Origin of the sequence: Nocardioides sp. dk884 (genome assembly GCF_009557055.1) — a bacterium.
Classification (GTDB): Bacteria; Actinomycetota; Actinomycetes; order Propionibacteriales; family Nocardioidaceae; genus Nocardioides.
Window position 1 is genome coordinate 531,610 of sequence record NZ_CP045649.1, and the last position, 25,724, is coordinate 557,333.

General features: G+C 73.6%; 26 protein-coding genes. 19 read left to right on the plus strand and 7 right to left on the minus strand.

What is annotated here, in order from left to right; translation table 11 throughout:
* Window positions 1-89 precede the first annotated feature (89 nt).
* The 6 genes from GFH29_RS02570 to GFH29_RS02595 all read left to right on the plus strand — a co-directional run bounded on the left by GFH29_RS02570 (window position 90) and on the right by GFH29_RS02595 (window position 6,697).
* Window positions 90-779, plus strand: coding sequence for a redox-sensing transcriptional repressor Rex (locus GFH29_RS02570; protein WP_153321912.1), 690 nt, complete (start codon window positions 90-92; stop codon window positions 777-779).
* A complete protein-coding gene (locus GFH29_RS02575) occupies window positions 776-2,059 on the plus strand; it encodes a glutamyl-tRNA reductase (protein WP_153321913.1) in 1,284 nt (427 codons plus the stop codon). The genes GFH29_RS02570 and GFH29_RS02575 overlap by 4 nt, the downstream gene beginning before the upstream one ends.
* Window positions 2,056-3,051 (plus strand): hydroxymethylbilane synthase, encoded by a 996-nt coding sequence (gene hemC, locus GFH29_RS02580; protein WP_228387722.1) that lies wholly within the window; start codon window positions 2,056-2,058, stop codon window positions 3,049-3,051. The genes GFH29_RS02575 and hemC overlap by 4 nt, the downstream gene beginning before the upstream one ends.
* The gene (locus tag GFH29_RS02585) at window positions 3,048-4,715 is read left to right on the plus strand and encodes a uroporphyrinogen-III synthase (RefSeq protein ID WP_153321914.1); all 1,668 of its coding nucleotides are present in this window, start codon (window positions 3,048-3,050) and stop codon (window positions 4,713-4,715) included. Before hemC ends, GFH29_RS02585 begins: the two co-directional genes overlap by 4 nt.
* 115 nt (window positions 4,716-4,830) lie before the next feature.
* Window positions 4,831-5,835: a porphobilinogen synthase gene (gene hemB / locus GFH29_RS02590; RefSeq protein ID WP_153321915.1), complete on the plus strand. Its 1,005-nt coding sequence runs from the start codon at window positions 4,831-4,833 to the stop codon at window positions 5,833-5,835.
* Between the two features lie 79 nt (window positions 5,836-5,914).
* Window positions 5,915-6,697 carry a sulfite exporter TauE/SafE family protein gene (locus tag GFH29_RS02595; RefSeq protein ID WP_153321916.1) on the plus strand — a complete coding sequence of 261 codons (783 nt, stop codon included), beginning with the start codon at window positions 5,915-5,917 and terminating at the stop codon, window positions 6,695-6,697.
* A gap of 28 nt (window positions 6,698-6,725) precedes the next feature.
* Here the strand turns inward: GFH29_RS02595 and GFH29_RS02600 are convergent, their stop codons facing one another.
* Window positions 6,726-7,976 carry a lytic transglycosylase domain-containing protein gene (locus GFH29_RS02600; protein ID WP_153321917.1) on the minus strand — a complete coding sequence of 417 codons (1,251 nt, stop codon included), beginning with the start codon at window positions 7,974-7,976 and terminating at the stop codon, window positions 6,726-6,728.
* A 326-nt stretch (window positions 7,977-8,302) separates the two neighbouring features.
* On the opposite strand from GFH29_RS02600, the gene hemL reads away from it, so the two are divergent.
* Genes hemL through ccsB form a run of 6 tightly spaced genes read left to right on the plus strand, consistent with a single transcriptional unit; the run spans window position 8,303 to window position 14,442 of the window.
* Window positions 8,303-9,664 carry a glutamate-1-semialdehyde 2,1-aminomutase gene (gene hemL, locus GFH29_RS02605; protein WP_416224759.1) on the plus strand — a complete coding sequence of 454 codons (1,362 nt, stop codon included), beginning with the start codon at window positions 8,303-8,305 and terminating at the stop codon, window positions 9,662-9,664.
* Window positions 9,661-10,344, plus strand: coding sequence for a histidine phosphatase family protein (locus GFH29_RS02610; RefSeq protein WP_153321919.1), 684 nt, complete (start codon window positions 9,661-9,663; stop codon window positions 10,342-10,344). The genes hemL and GFH29_RS02610 overlap by 4 nt, the downstream gene beginning before the upstream one ends.
* Complete coding sequence (locus GFH29_RS02615) at window positions 10,341-10,937, plus strand: TlpA disulfide reductase family protein (protein WP_228387723.1); 597 nt, start codon at window positions 10,341-10,343, stop codon at window positions 10,935-10,937. The genes GFH29_RS02610 and GFH29_RS02615 overlap by 4 nt, the downstream gene beginning before the upstream one ends.
* A gap of 3 nt (window positions 10,938-10,940) precedes the next feature.
* On the plus strand, window positions 10,941-11,696 hold the full coding sequence (locus tag GFH29_RS02620; protein ID WP_153321920.1) for a cytochrome c biogenesis CcdA family protein: 756 nt from the start codon (window positions 10,941-10,943) through the stop codon (window positions 11,694-11,696).
* Window positions 11,696-13,396, plus strand: coding sequence for a cytochrome c biogenesis protein ResB (gene resB, locus GFH29_RS02625; protein WP_153321921.1), 1,701 nt, complete (start codon window positions 11,696-11,698; stop codon window positions 13,394-13,396). The genes GFH29_RS02620 and resB overlap by 1 nt, the downstream gene beginning before the upstream one ends.
* Window positions 13,393-14,442 carry a c-type cytochrome biogenesis protein CcsB gene (gene ccsB, locus GFH29_RS02630; protein WP_153321922.1) on the plus strand — a complete coding sequence of 350 codons (1,050 nt, stop codon included), beginning with the start codon at window positions 13,393-13,395 and terminating at the stop codon, window positions 14,440-14,442. The genes resB and ccsB overlap by 4 nt, the downstream gene beginning before the upstream one ends.
* Before the next feature lie 106 nt (window positions 14,443-14,548).
* Here the strand turns inward: ccsB and GFH29_RS02635 are convergent, their stop codons facing one another.
* A complete protein-coding gene (locus GFH29_RS02635) occupies window positions 14,549-14,770 on the minus strand; it encodes a hypothetical protein (RefSeq protein ID WP_153321923.1) in 222 nt (73 codons plus the stop codon).
* A gap of 55 nt (window positions 14,771-14,825) precedes the next feature.
* Here GFH29_RS02635 and GFH29_RS02640 point away from each other — a divergent pair, with 55 nt between their 5' ends.
* Together GFH29_RS02640 and GFH29_RS02645 are read left to right on the plus strand one after the other, a co-directional pair.
* Entirely contained in the window at window positions 14,826-15,092 is a 267-nt protein-coding gene (locus GFH29_RS02640; protein WP_153321924.1) for a DUF4229 domain-containing protein, read from the plus strand.
* Between the two features lie 305 nt (window positions 15,093-15,397).
* Window positions 15,398-16,096 (plus strand): hypothetical protein, encoded by a 699-nt coding sequence (locus GFH29_RS02645; protein ID WP_153321925.1) that lies wholly within the window; start codon window positions 15,398-15,400, stop codon window positions 16,094-16,096.
* Between the two features lie 46 nt (window positions 16,097-16,142).
* Here the strand turns inward: GFH29_RS02645 and GFH29_RS20795 are convergent, their stop codons facing one another.
* Window positions 16,143-16,268 (minus strand): hypothetical protein, encoded by a 126-nt coding sequence (locus GFH29_RS20795; RefSeq protein ID WP_267128532.1) that lies wholly within the window; start codon window positions 16,266-16,268, stop codon window positions 16,143-16,145.
* A gap of 410 nt (window positions 16,269-16,678) precedes the next feature.
* Here GFH29_RS20795 and GFH29_RS02655 point away from each other — a divergent pair, with 410 nt between their 5' ends.
* Window positions 16,679-17,407, plus strand: coding sequence for a hypothetical protein (locus GFH29_RS02655; protein ID WP_153321926.1), 729 nt, complete (start codon window positions 16,679-16,681; stop codon window positions 17,405-17,407).
* An 80-nt stretch (window positions 17,408-17,487) separates the two neighbouring features.
* Here GFH29_RS02655 and GFH29_RS02660 read toward each other — a convergent pair whose 3' ends face one another.
* Together GFH29_RS02660 and GFH29_RS02665 are read right to left on the minus strand one after the other, a co-directional pair.
* A complete protein-coding gene (locus tag GFH29_RS02660; RefSeq protein ID WP_153321927.1) occupies window positions 17,488-18,372 on the minus strand; it encodes a 1,4-dihydroxy-2-naphthoate polyprenyltransferase in 885 nt (294 codons plus the stop codon).
* 31 nt (window positions 18,373-18,403) lie between these two features.
* Window positions 18,404-19,681 (minus strand): MFS transporter, encoded by a 1,278-nt coding sequence (locus tag GFH29_RS02665; protein WP_153321928.1) that lies wholly within the window; start codon window positions 19,679-19,681, stop codon window positions 18,404-18,406.
* 36 nt (window positions 19,682-19,717) lie between these two features.
* Here GFH29_RS02665 and GFH29_RS02670 point away from each other — a divergent pair, with 36 nt between their 5' ends.
* The 3 genes from GFH29_RS02670 to menD are packed head-to-tail and all read left to right on the plus strand — an operon-like array spanning window position 19,718 to window position 23,372.
* Window positions 19,718-20,767 carry an AMP-binding protein gene (locus GFH29_RS02670; RefSeq protein WP_153321929.1) on the plus strand — a complete coding sequence of 350 codons (1,050 nt, stop codon included), beginning with the start codon at window positions 19,718-19,720 and terminating at the stop codon, window positions 20,765-20,767.
* A 5-nt stretch (window positions 20,768-20,772) separates the two neighbouring features.
* Window positions 20,773-21,735 carry an o-succinylbenzoate synthase gene (locus GFH29_RS02675; protein WP_153325594.1) on the plus strand — a complete coding sequence of 321 codons (963 nt, stop codon included), beginning with the start codon at window positions 20,773-20,775 and terminating at the stop codon, window positions 21,733-21,735.
* Window positions 21,732-23,372 (plus strand): 2-succinyl-5-enolpyruvyl-6-hydroxy-3-cyclohexene-1-carboxylic-acid synthase, encoded by a 1,641-nt coding sequence (menD, locus tag GFH29_RS02680; RefSeq protein ID WP_153321930.1) that lies wholly within the window; start codon window positions 21,732-21,734, stop codon window positions 23,370-23,372. The genes GFH29_RS02675 and menD overlap by 4 nt, the downstream gene beginning before the upstream one ends.
* A 101-nt stretch (window positions 23,373-23,473) precedes the next feature.
* Here the strand turns inward: menD and GFH29_RS02685 are convergent, their stop codons facing one another.
* Window positions 23,474-24,358 (minus strand): SDR family oxidoreductase, encoded by an 885-nt coding sequence (locus GFH29_RS02685; RefSeq protein ID WP_153321931.1) that lies wholly within the window; start codon window positions 24,356-24,358, stop codon window positions 23,474-23,476.
* A 106-nt stretch (window positions 24,359-24,464) separates the two neighbouring features.
* Here GFH29_RS02685 and GFH29_RS02690 point away from each other — a divergent pair, with 106 nt between their 5' ends.
* On the plus strand, window positions 24,465-25,103 hold the full coding sequence (locus GFH29_RS02690; protein ID WP_153321932.1) for an MBL fold metallo-hydrolase: 639 nt from the start codon (window positions 24,465-24,467) through the stop codon (window positions 25,101-25,103).
* An 8-nt stretch (window positions 25,104-25,111) separates the two neighbouring features.
* On the opposite strand, the gene GFH29_RS02695 is transcribed toward GFH29_RS02690, so the two are convergent.
* A complete protein-coding gene (locus GFH29_RS02695; protein ID WP_153321933.1) occupies window positions 25,112-25,690 on the minus strand; it encodes a hypothetical protein in 579 nt (192 codons plus the stop codon).
* Window positions 25,691-25,724 lie beyond the last annotated feature (34 nt).

A 25,724-nucleotide genomic window follows, 5' to 3' on the forward strand; every position in this document is an offset into this window, starting at 1 on the left:
TACAGTGACTGAGCCGTCGGACGAACCCCGGGCCGGGCCGGCCCTGCGCCACGGCGCGCTTGCCCCAGTGGCATGGAGAGAAGAACCTCGTGACCCCACGGACACCCAGCGAGAGCCCCCGGGACATCCCGGAGGCGACGATCGCTCGGCTCCCGATCTACCTGCGGGCGCTGTCGACCCTCGCTGAGGGCGGGACGACGACGTGCTCCAGTGAAGACCTCGCGAGCGCGGCCGGCGTGAACAGCGCCAAGCTCCGCAAGGACCTCTCCTACCTCGGCAGCTACGGCACCCGCGGCGTCGGGTACGACGTGGAGTACCTGCGCTACCAGATCGCGCGGGAGATCGGGCTGACCCAGGACTGGCCGGTCGTCATCGTCGGCATCGGCAACCTCGGCCAGGCGCTGGCGAACTACTCCGGCGTGCGCAGCCGCGGCTTCCAGGTCGTCGCGCTGCTCGACGCCGACCCGGCCCGCCACGGCGAGGTGGTCGCGGGCGTCGCCGTACGTCCCTTCGACGACCTCGAGCAGATCGTGCTCGAGCAACGCGTCTCGATCGGCGTCATCGCCACCCCCGCGGTCGCCGCCCAGGCCGTCGCCGACCGGATGGTCGCCGCCGGCATCACCAGCATCCTCAACTTCGCGCCGTCCGTGCTCGCGGTGCCCCACGGGGTCGACGTCCGCAAGGTCGACCTCTCCATCGAGCTGCAGATCCTCGCCTACCACGAGCAGCGCAAGGCCCAGGGCGAGGCGGGCGTCGCTGCAGAGGAGGAGACCGCATGAGCGTCCTGGTGGTGGGCATCTCCCACAACACCGCACCCGTCGCGCTCCTCGAGCGTCTCGCCGTCGACGCCGAGGGCCTGCGCAAGCTGATCACCGACGTGAGCACCAGCGAGCACGTCAGCGAGGTCACCGCGATCGCGACCTGCAACCGCCTGGAGATCTACGCCGAGGTCGAGCGCTTCCACGGCTCGGTCGAGGAGCTCTCCACGCACCTGGTCGAGCGGGCCGGCGGCGACCCCGAGCTGTTCGTGCCGCACCTCTACGTCCGCTACGACGACGCCGCGGTCTCGCACCTGTTCCAGGTCGCGGCCGGACTGGACTCGATGGCCGTCGGCGAGGGCCAGATCCTCGGCCAGACCCGCAGCGCACTGCGGCTGGGCCAGGAGCTCGGCACCGTCGGCTCCACCCTCAACGTGCTGTTCCAGCAGGCGCTGCGCGTCGGCAAGCGGGCCCGCACCGAGACCGGCGTGGACACCGTCGCGCCGTCGTTGGTCTCCGCCGCCCTCGACCGGGTCGGCTGCGAGGACCTCACCGGTCGCCGCGTGCTCGTCGTCGGCGCCGGCGCGATGGCCGGGCTGGCCACCGCGACCGTCACCCGTCGCGGCGCCACCGACGTGGTCATCGCCAACCGCACCGCCGAGCGCGCCGAGCGCCTCGCCCGCGAGTACGGCGGCCGCCCGGCGCCGCTGGCCGACCTGGCCACCGAGCTGGCCGAGGCCGACGTGGTGCTGGCCTGCGCCGGCGCGCGCGGCGCCCTGATCACCGTCGCGATGGCGCGCGAGGCGCTGGCCGGCGGCCGCGAGGCCGTGCTGGTCGACCTGGCGCTGCCCCACGACATCGAGCCCGAGGTCCGCGAGGTCCCCGGCGCCACGGTGGTCGGTCTCGCCGACCTCGCCGCCGCGCTGCAGACCAGCCCGGCTGGTCGCGAGATCGAGGAGGTGCGCCGCATCATCACCCAGGAGGTGGCGGCCTTCCTCGCCGCGCGCCGCCAGGCCAACGTCACCCCGACCGTGGTCGCGCTGCGCTCGATGGCGACCAGCGTCGTGGAGAACGAGATGGAGCGACTGGCCAACCGGCTGCCCGACCTCGACGAGGCGATCCGCGCCGAGGTGCTCCACACGGTGCGGCGGGTGGCCGACAAGCTGCTCCACGAGCCGACCGTGCGGGTCAAGGAGCTCGCGAACACCGGGGTGGTCTCCTACACCGAGGCCCTCGCCGAGCTGTTCGCGCTCGACCCGGGGGCCGTGGACGCCGTCACCCGACCGGAGGGGCTGCAGTGAGCACGTCGCAGACGACCGGGCAGGCCGCGATCCGGATCGGCACGCGTGCCTCGCTGCTGGCCACCACCCAGGCCGGGTGGGCCGCGGACCTGATCCGTGAGCGCCTCGGCCGCGAGGTCGTGCTCGTCGAGATCAGCACCGACGGCGACCGCACCCAGGCCTCCGGCACGCCGCTGGCGTCGTACGGCGGCACCGGGGTGTTCGTGGCCGAGCTGCGCGACGCGCTGCTGCGCGGCGACGTCGACGTGGCGGTGCACTCCCTCAAGGACCTGCCGACCTACCCGACCGAGGGCATCACGCTCGCCGCGGTGCCGACGCGCGAGGACCCGCGCGACGTCGTGGTCGCCCGTGACGGGCTGACCCTGGCCGAGCTGCCCGCCGGCGCCCGGGTCGGCACCGGCTCGCCGCGGCGAGCCGCCCAGCTGCACGCCCTGGGTCTCGGGCTGGAGATCGCCGGGATCCGCGGCAACATCGACACCCGGCTGCGCAAGCTGCGCGACGGCGAGTACGACGCGATCCTGCTGGCCCGGGCCGGGCTGGCGCGGATCGACCGGCTCGAGGTGATCACCGAGGTGCTCGACCCGCTCCAGCTGCTGCCCGCCCCCGGGCAGGGCGCGCTGGGCATCGAGTGCCGCAGCGACGACCCGCTGGCCGCCGAGCTCGCCGCGGTCCAGGACCCCCACACCCGGGCGGCGGTGGACGCCGAACGTGCGGTCCTGGCCACGCTCGAGGGCGGGTGCTCGGCGCCGATCGGCACCCTCGCCGAGGTCGTGGAGGGCGAGGACGGGGAGGAGCTCTGGGTGCGAGCGGTAGCGCTCTCACCCGACGGTGCGCTCGCGGTGCGGAGATCCGCGACCGGGGCGCCCGGTGATGCCACGGGTGTCGGGACCCGGTTGGGCCAGGAAATGCTTGCAGACGGGGCCGGTGGGCTCACTGCGGCGCAGACAGAAGACGAAGCAGTCCGAGAGTCAGACAAGGTGCGAAACGCATGACGCGAGGCAAGACCAGTACGTCCGAGGCGCCGACCCGAGCCTGGGTGTCCTTCGTGGGGAGCGGGCCGGGCGACCCGGACCTGCTCACCGTCCGTGCCGTGGAACTGCTCCGACAGGCCGACGTGGTCGTCACCGAGGCTCCCGAGCACGCCGAGATGGTCCGGGTGGTCCTCGGGCTGCCCGAGCCCTCGGCCGAGGACGCCGAGCAGCCCGCCGAGCCGGTGGGACCGATGATCGTCGACGGCGGCTTCGGCGAGGACGGCCAGCCGCTGACCCACGCGGCGCGGGCCAAGGTGGTGCTCAAGCACGCCAAGAAGGGGCTGCGCGTGCTGCGCCTCATGACCGGCGACCCGTTCGTGTACGCCTCCGGGCCTGAGGAGGCCCAGGCGTGCGTGAAGGCCGGCATCGGCTTCGAGATCGTCCCCGGCATCTCCTCGGTCAACGCGGTCCCGGCGTACGCCGGCATCCCGCTCACGACCAAGGACCACCGCGAGGTGGCGGTGGTGACCTGTGACGGCACCATCGACTGGAGCCAGTACGCCGACAACCGCACCCTGGTGCTGCTGTCCGCGGTCGGCCAGATCGGCGAGATCAGCAAGGCGCTGCTGGCGGCCGGGCGCAAGGCGAGCACCCCGGTCGCGATGACCCGGGTCGGCACCACGACCACCCAGGCGACCGTCACCTCGACCCTCGCCAACATCGCCGAGGACGCCCGCGCGGCCCGGATGGCCCCGCCGGCCGTCACGGTCGTCGGCGACGTCGTCGACCTGCGCGAGAGCCTGTCGTGGTTCGAGACCAAGCCGCTCTTCGGCTGGCGCGTGCTGGTGCCGCGGACCAAGGACCAGGCCGGTCCGCTCACCACCCGCCTGCGCGGCTACGGCGCGGTGCCCGAGGAGGTCCCGACCATCTCGGTCGAGCCGCCCCGCAACCCCCAGCAGATGGACAAGGCCGTGCGCGGCCTGGTCGAGGGCCGCTATGAGTGGATCGCGTTCACCTCGGTCAACGCCGTCCGCGCGGTGCGCGAGAAGTTCGAGGAGTACGGCCTGGACGCCCGCGCGTTCTCCGGGCTCAAGATCGCCGCGGTCGGCGACAAGACCGCGCAGGCGATCGCTGCCTGGGGCCTGCGTGCGGACCTGATGCCCTCCGGCGAGCAGTCCGCGGCCGGGCTGCTCGAGGACTGGCCCGAGTACGACGAGGTGCTGGACCCGATCAACCGGGTCTTCCTGCCCCGCGCCGACATCGCCACCGAGAACCTGGTCGCCGGCCTGATCGACCTGGGCTGGGAGTGCGACGACGTCACGGCGTACCGCACCGTGCGGGCGACGCCGCCGCCGGCGCCGACCCGCGACGCGATCAAGTCCGGCAAGTTCGACGCGGTGGTGTTCACCTCGTCCTCGACGGTGCGCAACCTGGTCGGCATCGCCGGCAAGCCGCACCCCTCGACGATCATCGCCGTGATCGGCCCGGCCACGGCCAAGACCGCCGAGGAGCACGGCCTGCGCGTGGACGTCCTGGCCCCGCGCCCGGACGTCGAGCTGCTCGCCGACGCGCTCGCCGACTTCGGCGCGGCACGTCGGGCCGCGCTCGTCGAGGCCGGCCAGCCGGTCACGAAGCCGTCGGACCGCAAGCCCTCGGCGCGCTCGCGCAAGGTGCGCGCCGAGTAGGACCCCGCACCACCGCACCGTCTCGAGACCCCGCACGCGCCCCGGCGCCTGCGGGGTCTCGTGCGTGCGGGCCCGCGCTGTCCGGCCCGACCAGGCCCGCGCAAGGATGGGGGCCATGGAGCACGCCCCCGTCGACCCCGCCCTGACCCCCGTCATCCGCCCGCGCCGGCTGCGCACCACCGCCGCGCTGCGGCGTACCGTCGCCGAGACCTCGCTGGAGGCCCGTCAGCTGGTGCTGCCGGTCTTCGTGCGCGAGGGCATCGACGCCCCGGTGCAGATCTCCTCGATGCCCGGGGTCGTCCAGCACACCCGCGACACCCTGCGCGCGGCGGTCGCCGAGGCCGCCGAGCTGGGCCTGGGCGGCGTGATGCTCTTCGGGGTGCCCGCGCAGCGCGACGCCACCGGCTCCGGGGCGCTGGACCCCGACGGGATCCTCAACGTCGCGATCGCCGACGTGGTCGCCGAGGTGGGCGACGCGCTCACGGTGATGAGCGACCTGTGCCTCGATGAGTTCACCGACCACGGGCACTGCGGCCTGCTCAGCGACGACGGGCGCGTCGACAACGACCGCACGCTCGCGGCGTACGCCGAGATGGCGCGCGCCCAGGCGGCCGCCGGCGTCCACATGGTCGGGCCCAGCGGGATGATGGACGGCCAGGTCGCGGTGATCCGGGCCGCGCTGGACGCCGCCGGGCACAGCGACGTCTCGGTGCTGGCCTACTCCGCGAAGTACGCCTCGGCGTTCTACGGCCCGTTCCGCGAGGCCGTGGGCTCGGCGCTCGAGGGGGACCGGCGCACCTATCAGCAGGACCCCGCCAACGCCCGCGAGGGCGTGCGCGAGGCGCTGCTCGACGTCGCCGAGGGCGCGGACCTGGTGATGGTCAAGCCGGCGCTGGCCTACCTCGACGTGCTGCGCCAGGTGCGCGACGCGGTGGACGTCCCGGTCGCGGCGTACAACATCTCGGGGGAGTACGCCATGGTCGAGGCCGCGGCCGCGAAGGGCTGGATCGACCGGGAGCCGGCGATCCTGGAGACGCTGCTCTCGATCCGGCGCGCCGGCGCCGACGTGGTGCTGACCTACTGGGCCAGCGAGGCCGCCCGGCTGCTCGCGCGCCGCTGATCCCGCCCGGTACGCCGCCCCGGCGTGTCGGGGCGGGTCCGGCCGCGCCGGGCCCCCGGAGGCGTCAGGATGCGGGACCATGGACTGGCAGCGGGACCTCCTCGCGCTGCTCGTCGGGTTCGTCGTCGCCACCGTGACCACGCCGGTCGGGGTCTCGGGGGCGGTGTTCCTGCTGCCGGTGCAGCTCTCGGTGCTGGACGTGCCGAGCCCCCGGGTGACGCCCACCAACCTGCTGTTCAACGTCGTCTCGGCCCCGGCCGGGATGCTGCGCTACCGGCGCCGCGGCCAGCTGGACCGTGATCTGGCCCGCTCGCTGGTCCTCGGCTCGGTGCCCGGGGTGGTCGTCGGGGCGCTGCTGAGGGTGCACCTGGTCACCGATCCCGACGCGTTCCGGCTGCTCGCCGCGGCGGTGCTCGCCCCGGTCGGGCTGGTGATCCTGCGCCGGCCGGCTGCCGGGCCGCCGCGGCGCCCGCCGGGTCGGCGTACCGTCCGGGCGCTGGCGTTCGTCACCGGGGTGGTCGGGGGGATCTACGGCATCGGCGGCGGCTCGCTCATCGGTCCGATCCTGGTCGGTGCGGGGATGGCGGTCGCCGCCGTGGCCCCGGCCGCGCTGCTGGCCACCTGGGTGGCCTCGCTGGTCGGAGTCGCGACGTATGCCGTGCTCGCAGTGTCCTCTGGCGACGTCACCGGGCCGGTCGGCCCCGACTGGAGCCTGGGAGTGGCGGCCGGGCTCGGGGGACTCGTCGGCGGCTGGCTCGGGGCCTCGCTGCAGCCGCGGCTGCCCGAGATCGCCCTGCGCCGCCTGCTGGGCGTGCTCGCCCTCGCGCTGGCCGGGGTGTACGTGGTGCAGGTGGTGGTGTGAGCAGTCCCGCCCCGTTACAGCTCGCGGATCAGGGCGACGTGTACCGCTTCACGCACTGGTCGAACGGGTCGTCCTTCTTGAAGATGTTGTCGAAGTAGCCGTCGAGGGTGCACTGCGCCACGGCCTGGGCGTGGGAGAGCAGGCCGTCGAGGGGCGTGACCCCGGTCGAGGGCAGGGCCGGCAGGGAGATCGTGGGGGCGCCCGGGATGCCGAGCCCGCCCTTGCTGTCGCCGGTCCCGCTGTTCCCGCCGTTGCCGCCGTCCTGGCCACCGCCGGTCCCGCCGTCGGTCTGGGTGGGTGCGGCGGTGGGCTGCGGGGGCTTGGTGGGCTGCGGCGCCGCGATCACCGCCTCGTCCTCGGCCGGGCGCGGGCCGTCGGGGCCGTCGTCCTTGGCGTTGCCGCCGCCCCCGGTGCCGGGCTGGCCCGGCTGGGGGTCGGTGGAGGGGACCAGGTAGCCGGCGGTGGTGGTGCTGTTCGGCGCCGAGGTGAAGTCGCCGGCGAGGTAGGAGTTCATCACCGACAGCACGGCGTCGACGTAGGCGTCGCTGTGGTTGTAGCGGTGCACCGCGGAGCGCTGGCCCGCGACCGTGGAGAGGTCCTCGTCGCCGGAGCAGAGGTAGACCGCGCTGGCCAGGGCCGCGTCGTCGATGTCCTGCGGGTTGCGCTGGCCGTCGCCGTCGGCGTCCACGCCCACGACCGACCAGGTCGAGGGGATGAACTGCATCGGCCCGACCGCGCGGTCCCACACGTCGTCGTTGTCGAACTGCCCGGCGTCGGTGTCGGAGATCCGGGCGGTGTTGCGGGTGCCGTCGAGGGCGATGCCGTAGACGCCCGGCACCGTGACCCCGTCGGCGTCGAGCTGGTTGCCGCCGTAGCGGCCGTGGTCGGACTCGATGCGTCCGATCGCGGCGACCAGCTGCCAGCGCAGGTTGCACGCGGTGTCGGCGGAGTTGATCACGGTCTCGGCGCGCTGGTAGGCGGACAGGGCGGCCGCCGGGATGGCGGAGGTGGAGGCGTCGGAGACCCGAGCGGCACCGCGGCGCGCGGAGCCCGGGACGATGGTCTCGGGCGCCGAGACGCTGGCCGGCGCCTCGATCGCGCGACCGGGCACGCTGGTGCCGTCCGGGAGCCGGGCGGGCGAGCCCGGGTCGGAGCTCGAGGAGGCCAGCGTCGCGCCGGCTCCGGCACCCGCGAGGCTCGCCGTCCAAGCGGCCGAGAGCAGGGCCAGCGGCACCAGTGCGGTGGCCTTCTGAACCCGGCTGAGTCGTGTGGCGGACATGCGCTCTCCTGGCCCTCGGTCGATGATCGGTGTGCAGCTGTGCTCGGTAGTGCTGGGGTCGGCGGTGCTGGTGGTGCTGGCGCGACCGCTGGTGGGTGGCACGCCCGTGTGATGTTGGTAACGATAAATGCCACCGAGGGTTACGCGAATGTGTCGTCCAGCGGTCCGCCCCGGCGCCCGACGGCCCCGGGGGTGCCTGCGGGCCATCCTTCCGCGTGATCCACGTCATGCAAACCCCCTGGGGCCCGCGACCTTCGAAGGAACTGCGACGACGGCCGGACGCCACCCGGCTGGGAGCGGTTGGCTCGTTGGGCGACAATGATCCGGTGCCTGCCTCCACGCCTCAGGCGATCACGCCGAGCAGTCCCCTCCTCACCACCACGTCGGCCGATCTCTTCGCCCGCGCCCGCGCGGTGACCCCCGGCGGGGTGAACTCCCCGGTCCGTGCGTTCAACGCGGTCGGCGGCACCCCGCGGTTCATCCGCTCCGCAGCCGGCGCCCGGCTCACCGACGTCGACGGCAACGACTACGTCGACCTGATCGGCTCGTGGGGCCCGATGCTGCTCGGCCACGCCCACCCCGAGGTCATCGCCAAGGTGCAGGAGGCGGTCGCGCGCGGCACGTCGTACGGCACCCCCACCGAGCCCGAGGTCGAGCTGGCCGAGGAGATCGTCGCCCGCACGTCGGTCGAGCGGGTCCGCTTCGTCTCCTCCGGCACCGAGGCCACGATGTCGGCGATCCGGCTGGCGCGCGGCTTCACCGGCCGTGACGTGGTCGTGAAGTTCGCCGGCTGCTACCACGGCCACGTCGACTCGCTGCTCGCCTCCGCCGGTTCCGGGCTGGCCACCTTCGCCGTCCCGGGCACCCCCGGCGTGCCGGTCTCCTCGACCGAGCTCACCTTGGTGCTGCCCTACAACGACCGGGCCGCGGTCGAGGCGGCGTTCGCCGAGCACGGCGAGCGGATCGCCTGCCTGATCACCGAGGCCGCCCCGGGCAACATGGGCATCGTCCCGCCCGAGCCCGGCTTCAACGCCTTCCTCGCCGAGACCTGCGCGCGCCACGGCGCGCTGTTCGTCAGCGACGAGGTGATGACCGGCTTCCGCGCCTCGCGCCAGGGCCAGTGGGGCCTGGACGGCGCCGTCGAGGGCTGGGCGCCCGACCTGACCACCTTCGGCAAGGTGATGGGCGGCGGCTTCCCTGCCGCGGCGTTCGGCGGTCGCGCCGACGTGATGGCCCACCTCGCGCCGGAGGGGCCGGTCTACCAGGCCGGGACCCTCTCGGGTAACCCGGTGGCGACCACCGCCGGCCTCACCACGCTGCGCCTGGCCACCCCCGAGGTCTACGACCACATCGACGCCGCCGCGACCACCGTCCGCGAGGCCGCCGCGGCCGCGCTGAGCGTCGCGGGCGTGACCCACACGGTGCAGCGCACCGGCACGATGTTCTCGGTCTTCTTCTGCGAGGGCCCGGTGCGCGACTTCACCGATGCCTCACGCACCGACGACCGCGCGTACGCCGCGTTCTTCCACTCGATGCTCGAGGCGGGGGTCTACCTGCCGCCCTCGGCGTACGAGACCTGGTTCCTTTCGGCCGCCCACGACGACCGCGCCGTGCAGACGGTGCTCGACGCGCTCCCGGGCGCGGCCCGCGCGGCCGCCCGCGCGCAGGAACAGGAGGAGCAGCGATGAGCGCCACCCCCGACACGATCGTCCACCTGCTGCGCCACGGGGAGGTCCACAACCCCGGCGGCGTGCTCTACGGGCGCCGCGACGGCTTCCACCTCTCCGAGCTCGGGCGCACCATGGCCCAGCGGGTCGCGGACACCATCAAGGACCGCGACATCACCCACCTGGTCTCCTCGCCGCTCGAGCGCGCCCAGGAGACCGCGGCGCCGCTGGCGGCCGCGCGCGGCCTCGAGGTCACCCTCGACCCGCGGGTGATCGAGTCGAGCAACGCCTTCGAGGGGATCAGCTTCGGCGAGGGGCCGATGACGCTGGTCAAGCGCCCGAAGCTGTGGCGCCACCTGTGGAACCCGTTCCGTCCCTCGTGGGGCGAGCCCTACACCGAGATCGTGAACCGGATGATGTCGGCGATCCACGACGCCCGGGTCGCGGCAGCCGGCCACGAGGCGGTGGTGGTCTCCCACCAGCTGCCGATCTGGACCACCCGGCTGGCCGCGGAGAAGCGCTCGTTCCTGCACGACCCGCGCAGCCGCCAGTGCACGCTGTGCTCGCTGACCTCCTTCCACTTCGTGGGCGACCGCCTGGCCCAGGTCAGCTACTCCGAGCCCGCGGGCGACCTCATCCCCATCGCAGACAAGAAGGCGCCGTTCTCCGCGGGCGGCGCCCCCGAGGAACGCAGGCCGTGACCCAGTCCCACCCCGTGCCCCACCCCCGCGCCCTGCTGGGCGCCCTCCTCGCCGTTGCCCTGGTGACGCTCACCGCGTGCACCTCCGTCGGCGGCACCAACTCCGGCGGCTACATCACCGGCGACGGTGCGGTGGTGCAGTACGACCCCGAGGACCGCACCGAGGCCGTCGAGTTCGCCGGGGAGACCCTGCAGGGCGAGGACCTCGACCTCGCCGACCTGCGCGGCGACGTGGTCGTGGTCAACACCTGGTGGTCGGGCTGCCCGCCGTGCCGCACCGAGATGCCGATGCTCGTCGAGGCCGAGAAGGAGCTGGCGAAGGACGGGGTCTCCTTCGTCGGGATCAACATCCGCGACAACAGCCCCGCCCAGGGTCAGGCCTTCGAGCGCTCCTTCGGCGTCGACTACCCCTCGGTGTACGCCGTGGACGGGGAGGCGCTGCTCGCCTTCTCCCACGTCACCAACCTGCGCAGCGTCCCCACCACGATCGTGCTGGACCGCGAGGGCCGCGTCGCCGCGCTCATCAGCGGGCCGATCCCCGGCAAGGTCACCCTGACCGACGTCGTCGAGGAGATCGCGGCCGAGGAGGCCTGAGCCATGGTCGACTGGTTCACCTCGACCGCCGGGTCGGGGTCGTTGATCCTGGCCGTGCCGGTGGCGGTCCTCGCCGGGCTGGTGGCGTTCCTCTCGCCCTGCGTGATCCCGCTGCTGCCGGCGTACCTCTCCTACTCCACCGGGCTCTCCGGCGCGGACCTGGCCACCGGCCAGGTGCGCCGCGGCCGGATGGCGCTGGGCTCGCTGCTGTTCGTGCTCGGCTTCAGTGCCGTGTTCGTGATGCTCGGCCTCGCCAGCGGCGGGGTGGCGCGCTGGTTCCAGGTCAACCAGGACACCCTCAACATCGTCCTGGGCGTCATCGCGATCCTGATGGGTCTGGCGTTCATGGGCCTGGTGCCGCTGCTCCAGCGTGACGTCCGGGTGCACAAGATCCCCTCGGTCGGCCTGGCCGCGGCCCCGGTCATCGGCTTCCTGTTCGGCCTGGGCTGGACGCCGTGCGCCGGCCCGACGCTCGGCGTGATCACGACGCTGGCCTACGCCGAGGGCACCGCGAGCCGTGGCGCGCTGCTGCTGGGCGCCTACTCGCTGGGCATCGGGCTGCCGTTCATCGTCGCCGGCATCTTCTGGGACCGCGCGCTCGGCGCCCTCGCGGTGCTGCGTCGCCACCAGGCCCTGATCACCCGACTGGGCGGCGGGATGCTGATCCTGGTCGGCCTCGCCCTGGTCACCGGCTGGTGGGACTACGCCGTCAGCTGGCTCCAGATCCACCTGATCTCCGACTTCGAAGTGGCGGTCTGATGTCTTCCACGTCCCGCGAGCCCGGCACCGCCGAGGTCCCGCCCGACACCCCCGACACCCCCGACGGCAGTGGCCCGGGCGGCGGCACGCCGCGCCGTGGCGCCGGCGAGCTCGGCGTCCGTGAGCTGCTGCGCTGGGCGTGGCGCCAGATCACCTCGATGCGCACCGCGCTCGTGCTGCTGCTGCTGCTCGCGCTGGCGGCGGTGCCCGGCTCGATCATCCCGCAGGAGGGCGTGGACTCCCTCGCCACCTCGCAGTGGAAGGACGAGCACCCCGACCTGACCCCGGTCTATGAGTGGCTGGGCCTGTTCGACGTCTACGGCACGGTGTGGTTCTCCGCGATCTACCTCTTGTTGATGCTCTCGCTCGTCGGGTGCATCCTGCCGCGGACGTTCCACTACGCGAAGGCGATCCGCAAGCCCCCGCCGCGCGCGCCCCGCAACCTCTCCCGGCTGCCCGACCACGCGTCGTACACGACCGATGAGAGCGTCGATGAGGTCCTCGAGCGGGCCCGCCGGGCCCTGCGCGGCCGGCGCTACCGGGTGCGCCCGGCGGCGATGGACCCCGACGGCGAGGCCGCCGTGGCCAGCGAGAAGGGCTACCTGCGCGAGGTCGGCAACCTGCTCTTCCACGTCTCGGTGATCGTGGTGCTGGTCGGCTTCGCGGCGGGCTCGCTGTTCGGCTACCGCGGCGGCGTGCTGCTGGTGGTCGGCAACGGGTTCTCCAACAGCCTGACCCAGTACGACGACTTCGTCCCCGGCGACCTCTTCGACCCCGACGAGATGGAGCCGTTCTCCTTCACCGTCGACGAGTTCGACGTGGACTGGCTGACCACCGGCCCGCGTGCCGGCATGGCCCAGAAGTTCAACGCCTCGTTGCGCTACAAGGAGGGCCGCGACGGCGAGGAGAAGGAGTACGACCTGCGGGTCAACCACCCGCTGGCGATCGGCGACACCGAGGTCTTCCTCATCGGCCACGGCTACGCCCCGGTGATCACGATCCGCGACGGCAACGGCGACGTGACCTACAGCGGCCCGACGATCTTCCTGCCCCAGGACATGAGCCTGTACTCCTTCGGCGTGGTCAAGGCGCCGGACTCCCCGACCGGGCAGGTCGGCCTCGAGGGCGTCTTCTACCCGACGTTCTCGATGACGCCGGACGGCGACCCGGTCAACGTCTTCGGCGACCTGGCCAACCCGCTGCTCTCGGTGCTCGTCTACACCGGCGACCTGGGCCTCGACGACGGCGTTCCGCAGTCGGTCTACGTGCTGCCCAAGGACGACGCCGAGCAGGTCACCAACCCCGACGGCACCCCGCTGCGCCTGGACATGCAGCCCGGCGACACCGTGCAGCTGCCCGACGGTCTGGGCTCGGTCAGCTTCGAGGGCGTCGAGCGCTGGAACCGGCTCCAGATCAGCCAGAGCCCCGGCAAGATGGTCGCGCTCACGGGCGTGGTCCTGGCCCTGGTCGGCCTGCTGGGCTCGCTGTTCATCCGGCCCCGACGCGTCTGGGTGCGAGCCCGTCGCGAGGCAGGGGTGACACTGGTGGAGATCGCCGCGCTGGACCGCTCCGGCGGCGGCGACGTGTCCACCGAGATCGACGCGCTCCTCGAGGCGCTGGGCGCGCCCGACGGCCGGGAGCGCCCGCACGACCCGCAGAACCCGACTCAGCACCACCCCCGGTCCAAGGAGGACTCGTGAGCAACGCAGCGTGGGAGACCCTCAGCAACCAGGCGCTCGTCGTCTGTGGTGCGGTGTACTTCCTGGCCCTGCTGTCCCATCTCATCGAGTGGTCGGCGCTGCGCAAGCTGCCCGCCTCGGTGGGCTCGGTGACCGCGCCGGCCGAGTCCGGCCGAGTCCGTGGTGGCGTCGCCGTCGCCACCGGCGGGCCCGGTGACGACACGGGCGAGCCGGTCGACGAGGACGCCGTACGCCGTACCACCCTGTTCGGGCGCCTGGGCCTGCTGCTGCTGATCCTGGCCACCGCCGTGCACGCGGTCTCGCTGGTCTCGCGCGGCATGGCCGCGGACCCCAACCGGGTGCCGTGGGGCAACATGTTCGAGTTCACCCTCTCGGCGACCTTCGTGCTCTCGCTGGGCTACCTGCTGGTCTACCGGCGCTACTCGCTGGCCTGGATGGGCCCGATCGTCGCCGGCGTCGAGGTGTCGGTGCTGATGGCGGCCGCGATCTGGCTGCACGACGAGGTGGCCCCGCTCACCGAGGCGCTCGACTCGCCGTGGCTGGTGATCCACGTGGTCTCCGCGGTGATCGCCACCGGCGCCTTCACCCTCGGCGGCATCGCCTCGGTGCTGTACCTGCTCAAGGAGCGCGCCGTCGCGAAGGGCCGCACCCGCGGCTACCTCGCCCGGGTGCCGTCCCCGGCCCGCCTGGACGTGGTGTCCTACCGCATGCACGCCTTCGCGTTCCCGGTGTGGACCTTCGCGGCGCTGATCAGCGGACCGATCTGGGCGCACCAGGCCTGGGCGTCGTACTGGAGCTGGGACCCCAAGGAGGTCTGGGCCTTCATCACCTGGGTCATCTACGCCGCCTACCTCCACGCCCGGGCCACCGCGGGCTGGAAGGGCCGCAACGCCGCGATCCTGGCCCTGGTCGGCCTGGCCACCCTGTGGTTCAACTTCATCGGCATCAACTTCTTCTCCTCGACCAGCCAGCACTCCTACGCCGCGCCGGAGCTGGGTGCGACGAGCGCCGTGACCGCGCCGGTGTCGCCGGGCGCCACCGGCTGACACGCGGTCCTGCAGACGCGGACGGGCCCCGACCACCACTGGTGGTCGGGGCCCGTTGCGTACGTCGGGGGGTCCGGCTCCGCGAGCCGCCGGCGGGGTGGAGCGCTCAGCCGGGGGCGGGGCTCTCGGGGTCCTCGGGGTGCCGCCGCTTGCGCTCGAGGTCGCGCAGGAAGTCCTCGTCGTCGTCGGGGGCGATGATCCGCGGCGGCTGAGGGCGCGGGCGGCGCGGGCGGGGCAGGCCCGGCGCCTGGCCGGACCGCTGCATGGCACGGACGGCGAGATAGGTCACCGCGGCGAAGATGGCGACGACGAGAAGGAACTTCAGCACACCTCCAGCCTAGGCCGGGGCCGGTCGTGCCCGGGCCGGCGGATACCCTGAGGGGGTGAAGGAGTTCTGGATCTACACCGGCCTGCGGGCGCTGCTCTTCCTCGCGGCACTGGGTGTCGTGTCGGGTGTGTGGTGGCTGATCACCGGCGGCGTCGACCTCTTCTTCGCCGTGATCGTGGCGTTCCTGATCAGCGGCTTCAGCTCGTTGGTCCTGCTCGACAAGTACCGCGAGGCCTTCGCGCTGCGGGTGCAGCAGCGCGCGGACCGGGCGGCCGCGAAGTTCCAGGAGCGCGCCGCCAGCGAGGACGACGACCAGCGCTGAGCCGCGTCGGCTTCCGCTGCTGCTTCTGGCGCTGCGGGTGCCCGGGGGGGGGTAGGTGTTTATCGGCGCAATTGCGCGGATAAACACCGGTACGGCGGGGTTCCAGGTGCTTTTCCGCGCAATTGCGCAGTTATGCGCACCCCGCCGCAGCCCGCGCCCCGCGGCGCCCAGGCCCGCGGCGCCCAGGCCGCTGTGGCCAGGGGCACGTTTGTGCCTCACGGCCCGGAGGCAGGCGTAACGGGAGGTCGTCTTGGTCATCGGCGCCGCCGTGCGGCGACTTCCGTTGCCACCGGGGGATCCCTTCCATGCGTCTTGCCCGCTCCGTCCGCCTCTCCGTCGCCGCCGTCGCCTGCACCGGCCTGCTCGCGCTGAGCGCCTGCTCCGGGGACTCTGAGCCGGAAGCGAAGGAGGCCGAGTCCAGCGAGGCGCCCGCCGGGGACGCCGCCGCGGAGGTGGAGGCGACACCGGTCGAGGGACAGCCCGACTGGGCCAACCCGCTGGCCACCGGCGGTGAGCTGATCTCGACCTTCGACGTCGGTGACATCACCGTCGAGGTGCACCAGGTGGGCACCGACACGGCCGAGCGGGACGGCACCTTCGTGAACTCCGAGACCGAGGAGCCGCTGCTGGCGAAGGGCGAGGAGATCGTGTTCGTGAACTACGTGATCACCAACAACGGCGACCCCATCGACCTCGGGCCCAGCCTGGTCAAGATCACGCCCCGCTACGACGACTGGGAGTACCTCATCGGGATGGACTCGATGTTCGACGCCGACCAGTTCGAGGAGCTGGGCGTGAACATCGGCGCCCTGGGCCCCGACGGCTACCGCGAGCCGGCGGTGTACCCCTTCGGCGCGGGGGAGACCTACTCCTACGCCGAGAACTTCATCTACCAGGAGAACTCCCCGATCACCTTCACGGCGGAGGCCGTCCCGGTCGACGCGGAGGGCGAGTCGCTGCAGCGCAAGCGCCTCGACGGCAGCGGCACCGCGACGATCCGCTGAGCCAGAGGGCCCGCCGTCCCCGGACGGCGGGCCCTCTGCTGCGGCGTCAGACCAGCACGAGCGCGGCGGCGACCAGGACCGCCCAGGCGGCCTCGGCGAGGCCGGTGGACTGGATGACCGGCAGCGCGGGCACCACGAACAGCATGTCGCGCAGGTTGTTGACGACCAGCACCCGCAGGCGAGGGCGCCGATGCCGATCGAGGCCAGCAGCGCGGGGAGCTCGAAGGTCTCGGTCTGCACGTAGGTCGTGCCGACCACCGCGACCAGCCCGAAGAAGACGAAGACGAAGACCATGACCACGCCCAGGCCGAGGCAGGTGTCTTTCCGCGCAATTGCGCCGAAGAGCACTGGCGCGGCCGAGATCGGGTTGCTTTTCCCAGCGATTGCGCGATCGCGCGCACCCGAGGGCCGGTAGGGCCCTGACGCCTTCCCCGGCGACCCTCCCGACGACCCCACGCCATCGCGTCCGCTATGCGGGCGGCGGCGTTTGCGCCGTACGTCGAGGTGGCAGGCAAAAAGGGAGGACCGATGAGTCATCGGCACCGCCGAGGGTCGGCCCTCCATCTACCGGGGGATTCATCCATGCGCCTTTCCCGCTCCTTCCGCCTGTCCGTCGCCGCCGTCGCGTGCACCGGCCTGCTCTCACTGGCCGCCTGCTCCGAGGACTCCGAGCCGGAGTCGGAGACCGCAGCCGAGACAAGCGAGACTCCGGCCGATGACACCACCGAGGACGTCGAGCCCGTCGAGGACGAGGTGGAGGCGGAGCCGACGGCCGCCGCTGGTCAGCCCGAGTGGGCGAACCCGGCCACCAGCGCCGGTGACCTGATCTCGACCATCGAGGCCGGCGACGTCACCGTGGAGGTGTTCCAGGTCGGCACCGCCAAGGCGACCAAGGACGGCAACTTCGCGGACCCCGAGACCAACAAGCCGCTGCTCGCCAAGGGCGAGGAGATCGTGTTCGTCAACTACGTGGTCACCAACGACGGCGACCCGATCGACCTCGGTGCCAGCCTGGTGAGCATCACGGCTCGCTACGACGACTGGAAGTGGCTGCAGGGCATGGACTCCAGCCTCGACGACGCCCAGTTCGAGGAGCTGGGCCTCAACACCGACGCGCTCGCCCCGGGGGCCTACCGCGACCCGTCCGTGTACACCCTCGGCACCGGAGAGACGTACTCCTACGCGGAGAACTTCAAGTACCAGAAGGGCTCCCCGATCACCTTCGAGGCGGTCATCACCCCGGTCGACGCCGAGGGCGAGCTCCTCCACGACGACCGCATCGAGGGCACCGGCACGGGCACGATCGTCTGATCGTCCTCGAACCGACCCGGCGTGACCGAGCAGGTCGCGCCGGGTCGCGCGTCAGCCCGCGGCCGGGCGCCGGCGCAGGCTCAGACCAGCACGAGCGCGGCGGCGACCAGGACCGCCCAGGCGACCTCGGCGAGGCCGGTGGACTGGATGACCGGGACCAGCGCCGGGCCGGTCGCCGTCGAGCGGACCGTGCGCAGCCCCGGCAGCGCGGGCACCACGAACAGCAGCCCGACCAACGCCCACCACGTCGTCACCGCCGCGACCGCCACGACGGAGGCGGCCGCGACGGCCACCAGGGCGACGTACAGGCCACGGGTCGCGGGGTCGCCCAGCCGCACCGCGAGGGTGCGCTTGCCGGACACGGTGTCGGTGGGGATGTCGCGCAGGTTGTTGACCACCAGCACCCCGCACGCGAGCGCGCCGATGCCGATCGAGGCCAGCAGCGCGGGGAGCTCGAAGGTCTCGGTCTGCACATACGTCGTGCCGACCACCGCGACCAGCCCGAAGAACACGAAGACCATCACCTCGCCCAAGCCGAGGTAGCCGTACGGCGTCGAGCCGCCGGTGTAGAACCAGGCCGCCAGCACGCAGATCACGCCGACGGCGAGCAGCCACCAGGCGGTCGTGGCGGCGAGCACCAGGCCCAGCACGCCGGCGACCCCGAAGGCGGTGAACGCGGCGCGCTTCACCGCGCCTGGCGTCGCGACCCCGGACCCCACCAGGCGCATCGGCCCGACCCGGTCGTCGTCGGTGCCGCGGATGCCGTCGGAGTAGTCGTTGGCGTAGTTGACGCCGACCTGGAGCGCCAGGCTCACCCCGAGGGCGAGCAGCGCCTTCCACCACACGAACCCGCCGGCGTACGCCGCGACGCCGGACCCGACGAGGACCGGGGCGATCGCGGCGGGAAGGGTGCGGGGGCGGGAGCCGGCGAGCCACTGGGCCGGCGTCGGAGTCGAAGGAGCCACGAGGACTGATTCAACCCGGCGCCGGCGCCGCTCACGCGGCCGGGTCCAGCTCGTGGCGCTCCAGGAACCGCTCGGCCATCCGCGAGGAGGGGTGGATCAGCACCGTGGCGAGCACGATGATGGCGGCGATCAGCAGCCAGCCGGTCGCGCCCCACTCCATCGCCAGGTAGGTGTAGACGGCCGGCGCCCACACGTAGCCGAGGGTGTTGCCGAGGTTGCCGGCGCCCTGGTACTCCCCGCGCCGGTCGGGGTCGGAGAGCTCGGACTCGAAGGCCCACCCGGCGGCGGAGAGGAACAGCTCCGCGCCGGTGACGGTGATGTGGCCCAGCCACACCAGCACGATCGTGGTCCAGCCGAGGGTGTCGTGGGTGACCAGCGTGATCAGGCAGGAGACCACGAAGAACCCGCTGCTGATCCGTGACGCCCGCAGCGCCGTGGGCAGGCCGCGCACCGTGCGCGCGACCATCATCGGCAAGAAGATGCACATCACCGTGTTGGTGCCGAACAGCAGCGCCAGCAGCACCCGGGGCGCGTCGGTCTCGGCGATCAGCCACAGCGGGATCACCGTGTGCAGCAGCACCTGGTTGGTGCCCAGCACACCGCCGAAGAACGAGGTGAGCAGGTAGCCCGGGTTGCGCAGCGCGCCCGGCACGAGGCGCTCGGCCTCGGCGTCCTCGATCGCCCCGCTGACCGCCTGCTCCAGGGCGCTGGGACGCTCGCGGTGGGGCGCCTTCGGCAGCCGGGTGATCCAGTAGGCGTTGCCGAGCATGAGCACGGCGGTGAACACCGGCAGCGCGGTCACCACCGCGTCGCTGTCGAAGGCCAGGGCGATGCCGCCGATCGCCGCGCCGCCGGTGAAGCCGAGGTTGAGCGCGGCGTACATGTAGGCCTGCGAGGCGACCCGCTCCGCGCGCGGCACCAGGTCGAGCACGTAGGCGCCGCGGGCCGCACCGCCGGCGCTGTTGACCACCTCGAGCAGGATGCTCACCACGAGGAACGCCGTGAACCCGTCGATGAACGGCCAGGCGGCGTAGGTGAGCGCGGTGCCGACCGCGCCGAGCGCCCAGGTGCGCTGCGGGCCGATCCGGTCGGCGAGCTTGCCGGCCGGGACGGCGACGAGGAACGACGCGACGCCGGCGAGGGTGATGCCGAGACCGACCTGGGCGGGCGTCAGACCGACGACGGTGGTGAAGAAGACGGCACTGGCGGTGATGAAGGTGCCGTCGCCGACGGCATAGAGAACCGACTGGACCGAGAGGCGGCCGGCGAGCGGGGTGGGTGGCGTGAACTGGTCCAGACGGGATGGCACGGAGAGATCAGAGCACGCGGGGATAGCGTTCGTCCCGTGAGTTTCACGTCCGCGTCCACCGCCGCCACCGTGGCCACGCTCAGCGCGTGGCTGGAGTCACACGACGAGCCGGCGCCCTGGGTGGTCGAGACATCCGGGTCGACGGGCCGGCCCAAGCGGGTGCGCCTGTCGCGCCGCGCGGTCCTCGCCTCGGTCGAGGCCTCCGCGCGACGCATCGGCGCTTCTGGCGGCTGGCTGCTCGCGCTCCCCGCGGCGTACGTCGCCGGCGTGCAGGTCATCTGTCGCTCGCTGGTCGCCGGGCACGAGCCGGTGCTGCTGGAGGACCACCCGTCGTTCGCGGCGGCGACCGCGGCGATGCCGGCGGGGGACCGGTTCGTCTCCCTGGTGCCGACCCAGCTCCAGCGCCTGCTCACCGACCCGGAGTCCGCGGCGGCGCTCGCGACGTTCCACACGGTGCTGCTCGGCGGCGGCCCGATCGACCCCGCGCTGCGCGAGCGCGCCCGGGCGGCCGGGGTGCGGGTGGTGGCGACGTACGGCTCGGCGGAGACCGCGGGCGGGTGCGTGTACGACGGCCTTCCTCTCGACGGGGTGGCGGTCGCGATCGGCGACGACGGGCGGGTGCGGATCAGCGGGCCGACGCTGTTCGAGGGCTACGAGGACGACCCGGAGCTGACCGCCTCGGTGCTGGTCGACGGCTGGTTCCTCACCTCCGACGCCGGACGGTTCGACGAGGACGGCCGGCTGCAGGTGCTGGGCCGCCTCGACGACGTGATCGTCACCGGGGGCGTCAACGTGCCCGGCCCCGCGGTCGCCGCGCGGCTGCGGGCGCACCCCGGCGTCCGGGCGGCCGAGGTGCTCGGCGTGCCCGACGAGGAGTGGGGCAACCGGGTGGTCGCGTTCGTCGTCGTTGACGTGGCGCTGCCCGGACTGGCCGAGCTGCGCGACTGGGTGGCCGCCGAGCACCCGAGGTCCTGGGCGCCGCGGCAGCTGGTCGCGCTCGACGACGTACCGCTGCTGGCCAACGGCAAGCCGGACCGGCTGCGGCTGCGCGCGCTGGCCACGGGGGACACCGGGGGCGAGGCGTGAGCGCGCTGGAGGTGCACGTGTGGTCGGTGCCGATGCGCGCGCGGTTCCGCGGCATCACGGTGCGCGAGGGGGTGCTGCTGCGCGACCCCGAGAGCGGCCGGTGGGGGGAGTGGAGCCCGTTCCTGGACTACTCGCCCGAGGTCGCCGAGCCGTGGCTGCGCGCCGCCGAGGAGGCGGGCGCCGGCGACTGGCCCGCGCCGGTGCGCGACCGGGTGCCGGTCAACGTCACCGTGCCGGCGCTCGGGCCGGAGCAGTCGCACGCGATCGTGCGCCGCGGGGGCTGCGCGACCGCGAAGGTCAAGGTCGCCGAGCCCGGGCAGACCCTGGCCGACGACGTGGCGCGGGTCGAGGCGGTGCGCGACGCGATCGGGCCCACCGGGCAGGTGCGCGTCGACGCCAACGGCGGCTGGTCGGTGGACGAGGCGGTCGCCGCGATCCAGGCGCTCGACCGTGCCGCCGGCGGCCTGGAGTACGTCGAGCAGCCGTGCGCCGAGGTCGAGGAGCTGGCAGCGGTACGCCGCCGGGTCGAGGTGCGCATCGCCGCGGACGAGTCGATCCGCCGGGCCGCCGACCCCTACCGGGTCCGCGACCTGGAGGCCGCCGACATCGCGGTGCTCAAGGTGCAGCCGCTGGGCGGGGTGCGCGCCTGCCTGCGCATCGCCGAGGACATCGGGCTGCCGATCGTGGTCTCCTCCGCACTCGAGTCGTCGGTCGGCATCGCGGCCGGGGTCGCGCTGGCCGCCGCGCTGCCCGAGCTGCCGCACGCCTGCGGCCTGGCCACGGTGCAGCTGCTCACCGACGACGTGGCCCGCGAGCCGCTGCTGCCGGTCGACGGGATGCTCCCGGTCGCGCCGGTCGAGGTGGACCCCGCGGCCCTCGCCCGGCTCGCCGCGGCCCCCGACCGGGTGGCGCACTGGCAGGCCCGGCTCGCCGCGGTCCACGGCGTACGGAAGGATCGGCACACGTGACCCGTTCCGCCACCGCCCTCGCGCGCGCCGTCGTCGAGGCGCTGCTGGAGGCGGGCGTGCGGGAGGTCGTGCTCTCGCCGGGGTCGCGCAACGCGCCGCTGTCGTTCGCGGCCTTCGACGCCGCGGCGACCGGCCGGCTGCGGCTGCACACCCGCCTCGACGAGCGCTCCGCGGGCTTCCTGGCCGTCGGGCTGACCAAGGTAGGCGCGCGTGCCGCGGTGCTGTGCACCTCCGGCACCGCCGTGGCGAACCTGCACCCGGCCGTGCTCGAGGCCGCCCACTCCGGGCTGCCGCTGGTGGTGCTCACCGCCGACCGGCCCGCGCGGCTGCGCGGCACGGACGCCAACCAGACCACCGACCAGGTGGGGATCTTCGGCCCGCTGGTGGCCACGGTCGACCTCGACGCGGGGGCGCTCGACGGGCTCCCGGCCCTGGTGGTGGACGGCCCCACGCACTGGAACGTCCAGCTCGACGAGCCGCTGGTCCCTGAGGACCGGTGGCTGCCGACGCCTCCCGGCGCGGCCGCGGCGCCGGCTCCCCGCGAGTGGGTGGAGCTGAGCGGCGAGGTCACGCTCGAGGTCGGCGCGAGGCACACCGTGGTGGTGGCCGGCGACGGTGCCGGGCCCGCGGCGCGGGTGCTGGCCGAGCGCGCCGGGTGGCCGCTGCTGGCCGAGCCGACCAGTGGGGCGCGCACCGGCGCCCACGCGATCCGCAGCTATCGGCTGCTGCTGGACACCGAGCTCGGCGAGCAGGTGGAGCGGGTCGTGGTCGTCGGCCGCCCGACGCTGTCGCGACCGGTCAGCCGCCTGCTGTCGCGCCCCGATGTGGAGGTGCTGGCGGTGCGCCACCCGGGTGTCTGGGCGCGCCCGCCGTGGCCGGCGACGATGCTCGACGCGGTGCCGGGCCTCATCGGTGCTGTTCCCGCCGGCGGCGCGGCCGTCTCCGGCAGCGAGGGCGCCGTCGACGGCGGCTGGCTCGCTGCCTGGCGCGAGGCCGACCGGGCGCTCTCCGCGCAGGTCGACGCGCTCGTGCAGGCCGGGCCCGACCTCACGCCGTACGCCGTGGCGGGGGCGGTGAGCCGCGCGCTGCCGGCCGGCGGGCTGCTGTGGGTGGGGGCCTCGAACCCGATCCGCGACCTGGACCTGATGGCCGCCCGATACCCCGTCGGACAGCGCCGCAAGGTGCTCGCCAACCGCGGGCTGGCCGGCATCGACGGCGTGCTGTCCAGCGCGATCGGGGCCGCGCTCGGTCGCCCGCGCGGCACCCGCAACCTCGCGCTGGTGGGGGACGTGACGTTCCTGCACGACTCCAACGGCCTGGTGCTCGGCCCGGTCGAGGCCCGCCCGGACCTCACCATCGTCGTGGTCAACGACGACGGCGGCTCGATCTTCGCCACGCTCGAGCAGGGCGCGCCGGCGCACGCCGACCCGTTCGAGAAGATCTTCGCCACCCCGCACGGCGTCGACCTCGCCTCGCTGTGCGCTGCGACCCGCACGCCGCACTGGCGGGTGGACTCCCTGCCCGAGCTCGAGCACGCCCTGGCCAGCCCGAACGGCGGCATCGAGGTGGTCGAGGCCATCGTCCGCCGCGACACCCGCCGCGACCTCGACCTCGCGCTCCGCGCCCTGCGCCCCTGACCCGCGGGTTGAGTCGATTCTCCCGTCGAGTCGAGACTTCCGACCACGGCGCTCTCGACTGAACGGGAGAAAGTCTCGACTCAACCGTCACAACTCTCGACTCAACCGTCGGTGAGGGTGTCCTCGAGGGTGCGGGGCGGGTGGCCGGCCACGCGCTCGACGTCGGGGCTGATCTCGGCGAGCGCGCCGTCGCGGATCGCGGTGTAGGTGGTGACCCAGGCGTCCAGCTGCCAGTCGGGGGCGCCGTACTGCTCGCGCCGCCAGGCGTAGGCCTCCTCGGTGCTCTCATCGACGAAGCGCAGCGCGCGGCCGAGCACGGCACCGGCACGGGCGGCGACCTCGGCCAGGCTCAGCGCCTCCGGCCCGGTGAGCGTGTACGTCGCGCCGCGGTGGGCGTCCGGGTCGCGGAGCACCGCGGCGGCGACGTCCGCGACGTCGGCGCGGGCGACCGCGGCCGCCCGACCCTCGCCCGCGGGACCGCGGATGACGCCCTCGGCGTCGGCGAACTGCGGCAGCACGTCGAGGTAGAAGCTGTCGCGCAGGAACGTGAACTCCATGCCGGACTCCCGGATCGCCTGCTCGGTGTCGTAGTGGTCGCGACCGAGCGTGAAGCCGGCATCCGGCGCGGCCCCCGCGAAGGAGGTGTAGACGAGGTGGCGCACGCCGGCCTCGGCCGCGGCCCGCACGAACGTGCGGTGCTCGGTGCGCCGGTCGGCGGACTCCGAGGCCGACACCATCAGCAGCGTCTCGACCCCGCGCAGCGCCGCGACCCCCGCGTCGAGGTCGCCGTAGCTGCAGGCGCGGATGTCGGTGTCGAGGTCGGGAGCACGGTCGGGGTCGCGCGCCAGCAGGCGCAGGTCGATGCGGAAGTCGTCGGCGAGGCGGCGTACGACCAGGCCGCCGAGGGCGCCGGTGACACCGGTGACGGCAAGGGTGCCGGCGCCGTGCGCGCCGTTCTCGGACTCGGGGCTTCCTGGAGCGCTCATGGCGGCCAGCCTAGGCAGGCGTGCGTGGCGGGGCGCCCCGACGAAGCCTCGGCCCGGGCGCGGACAGCGGGCGCTCGCGAGGCGCCGGGCCCACTAGCGTGGCCCCATGAGGATCACGAAGTTCGGACATGCCTGCGTCCGCGTCGAGCACGACGGCACCACCGTCGTCCTCGATCCCGGCATCTTCGCCACCCCGGAGGCCCTCGACGGCGCCGACGCGGTGCTCATCACCCACGAGCACGCCGACCACTACGCCCCGGAGCTGCTGCGCGGCACCGACGCGGCGATCTGGACGATCGCCGACGTCGCGGCGAAGATCCGCGAGGACGCTCCGGAGGTCGCCGAGCGGGTCACCGTCGTCGCCCCCGGCCAGCAGCTCGACCTCGGCGGCCTCGGGGTCCGGGTGGTGGGGGAGCGGCACGCCGTGATCCACCCCGAGATGCCGCGCATCCACAACAGCGGCTACGTGCTCACCGGTGGGGACACCTCGGTCTACCACCCCGGCGACGCCCTCGTGGCCCCGCGCCAGGACGTCGACGTGCTGCTGGTGCCGTCCTCGGCGCCGTGGCTGAAGAGCTCGGAGGCGATCGAGTTCACCCGCGAGGTCGGTGCCCCGCGCAACCTGGCGATCCACGACCGGGTCTACTCCGACTTCGGTCTCGGCATCCTCGAGCAGCACATGGGCGCCCTGCTGGGAGCGGGCCAGGAGTTCCTGCGACGCGCGGACGGCGAGGACCTGGACTGACCCGCGCCTCAGGCCCGGCCGCGCCGCCGCCGTACGACGGACGCCGCGGCGACCGCGCCCAGCCCCAGCAGGCTCGCGCCGAGCCCGGCGCCCACCCACGTCCACGCGGCGCGGGTGTCGCGGGTGGTGCTGCCGTCGCCGGGTAGCACCGACGGAGCGACCGCAGCGCCGACCGGTTCGCCCGCCGGCACCCGCACGGAGCCCGCGGGCCAGGCCGTGCACGGGTTGACGCTGCCGTCGTCGGGGGCGAACACCCAGCGCCGCGGGTTCGAGTAGCCGGCGGGGATCGCGCCGCCGGCGTCGGTCCAGGTCGACCAGCCCGCCAGCGTGACGTCGAGCCACCACCGCTCGGGCACCTGCGCGTCCGCGGGCGCCCGGTGCACCGTCTCGACCTCGACCAGGATCCGGCTGCCGTCCTGGTCGCTGCCGCCGTCGACGATCCGGCCGGTGACGAGCACGTCAGCGTCCCGGATCACCGGCGCGGGCATGGCACAGGACAGTGCGGCGGCGTCGGGCGCGGTGAGCACCGGAAGAGTCAGGAAGGTCGCGGCGACGGCGACGGCGGGTGCGACCAGGATGCGGCTCATGGGGGTACGACGCCCCCATGTGTCGACCGGTTCC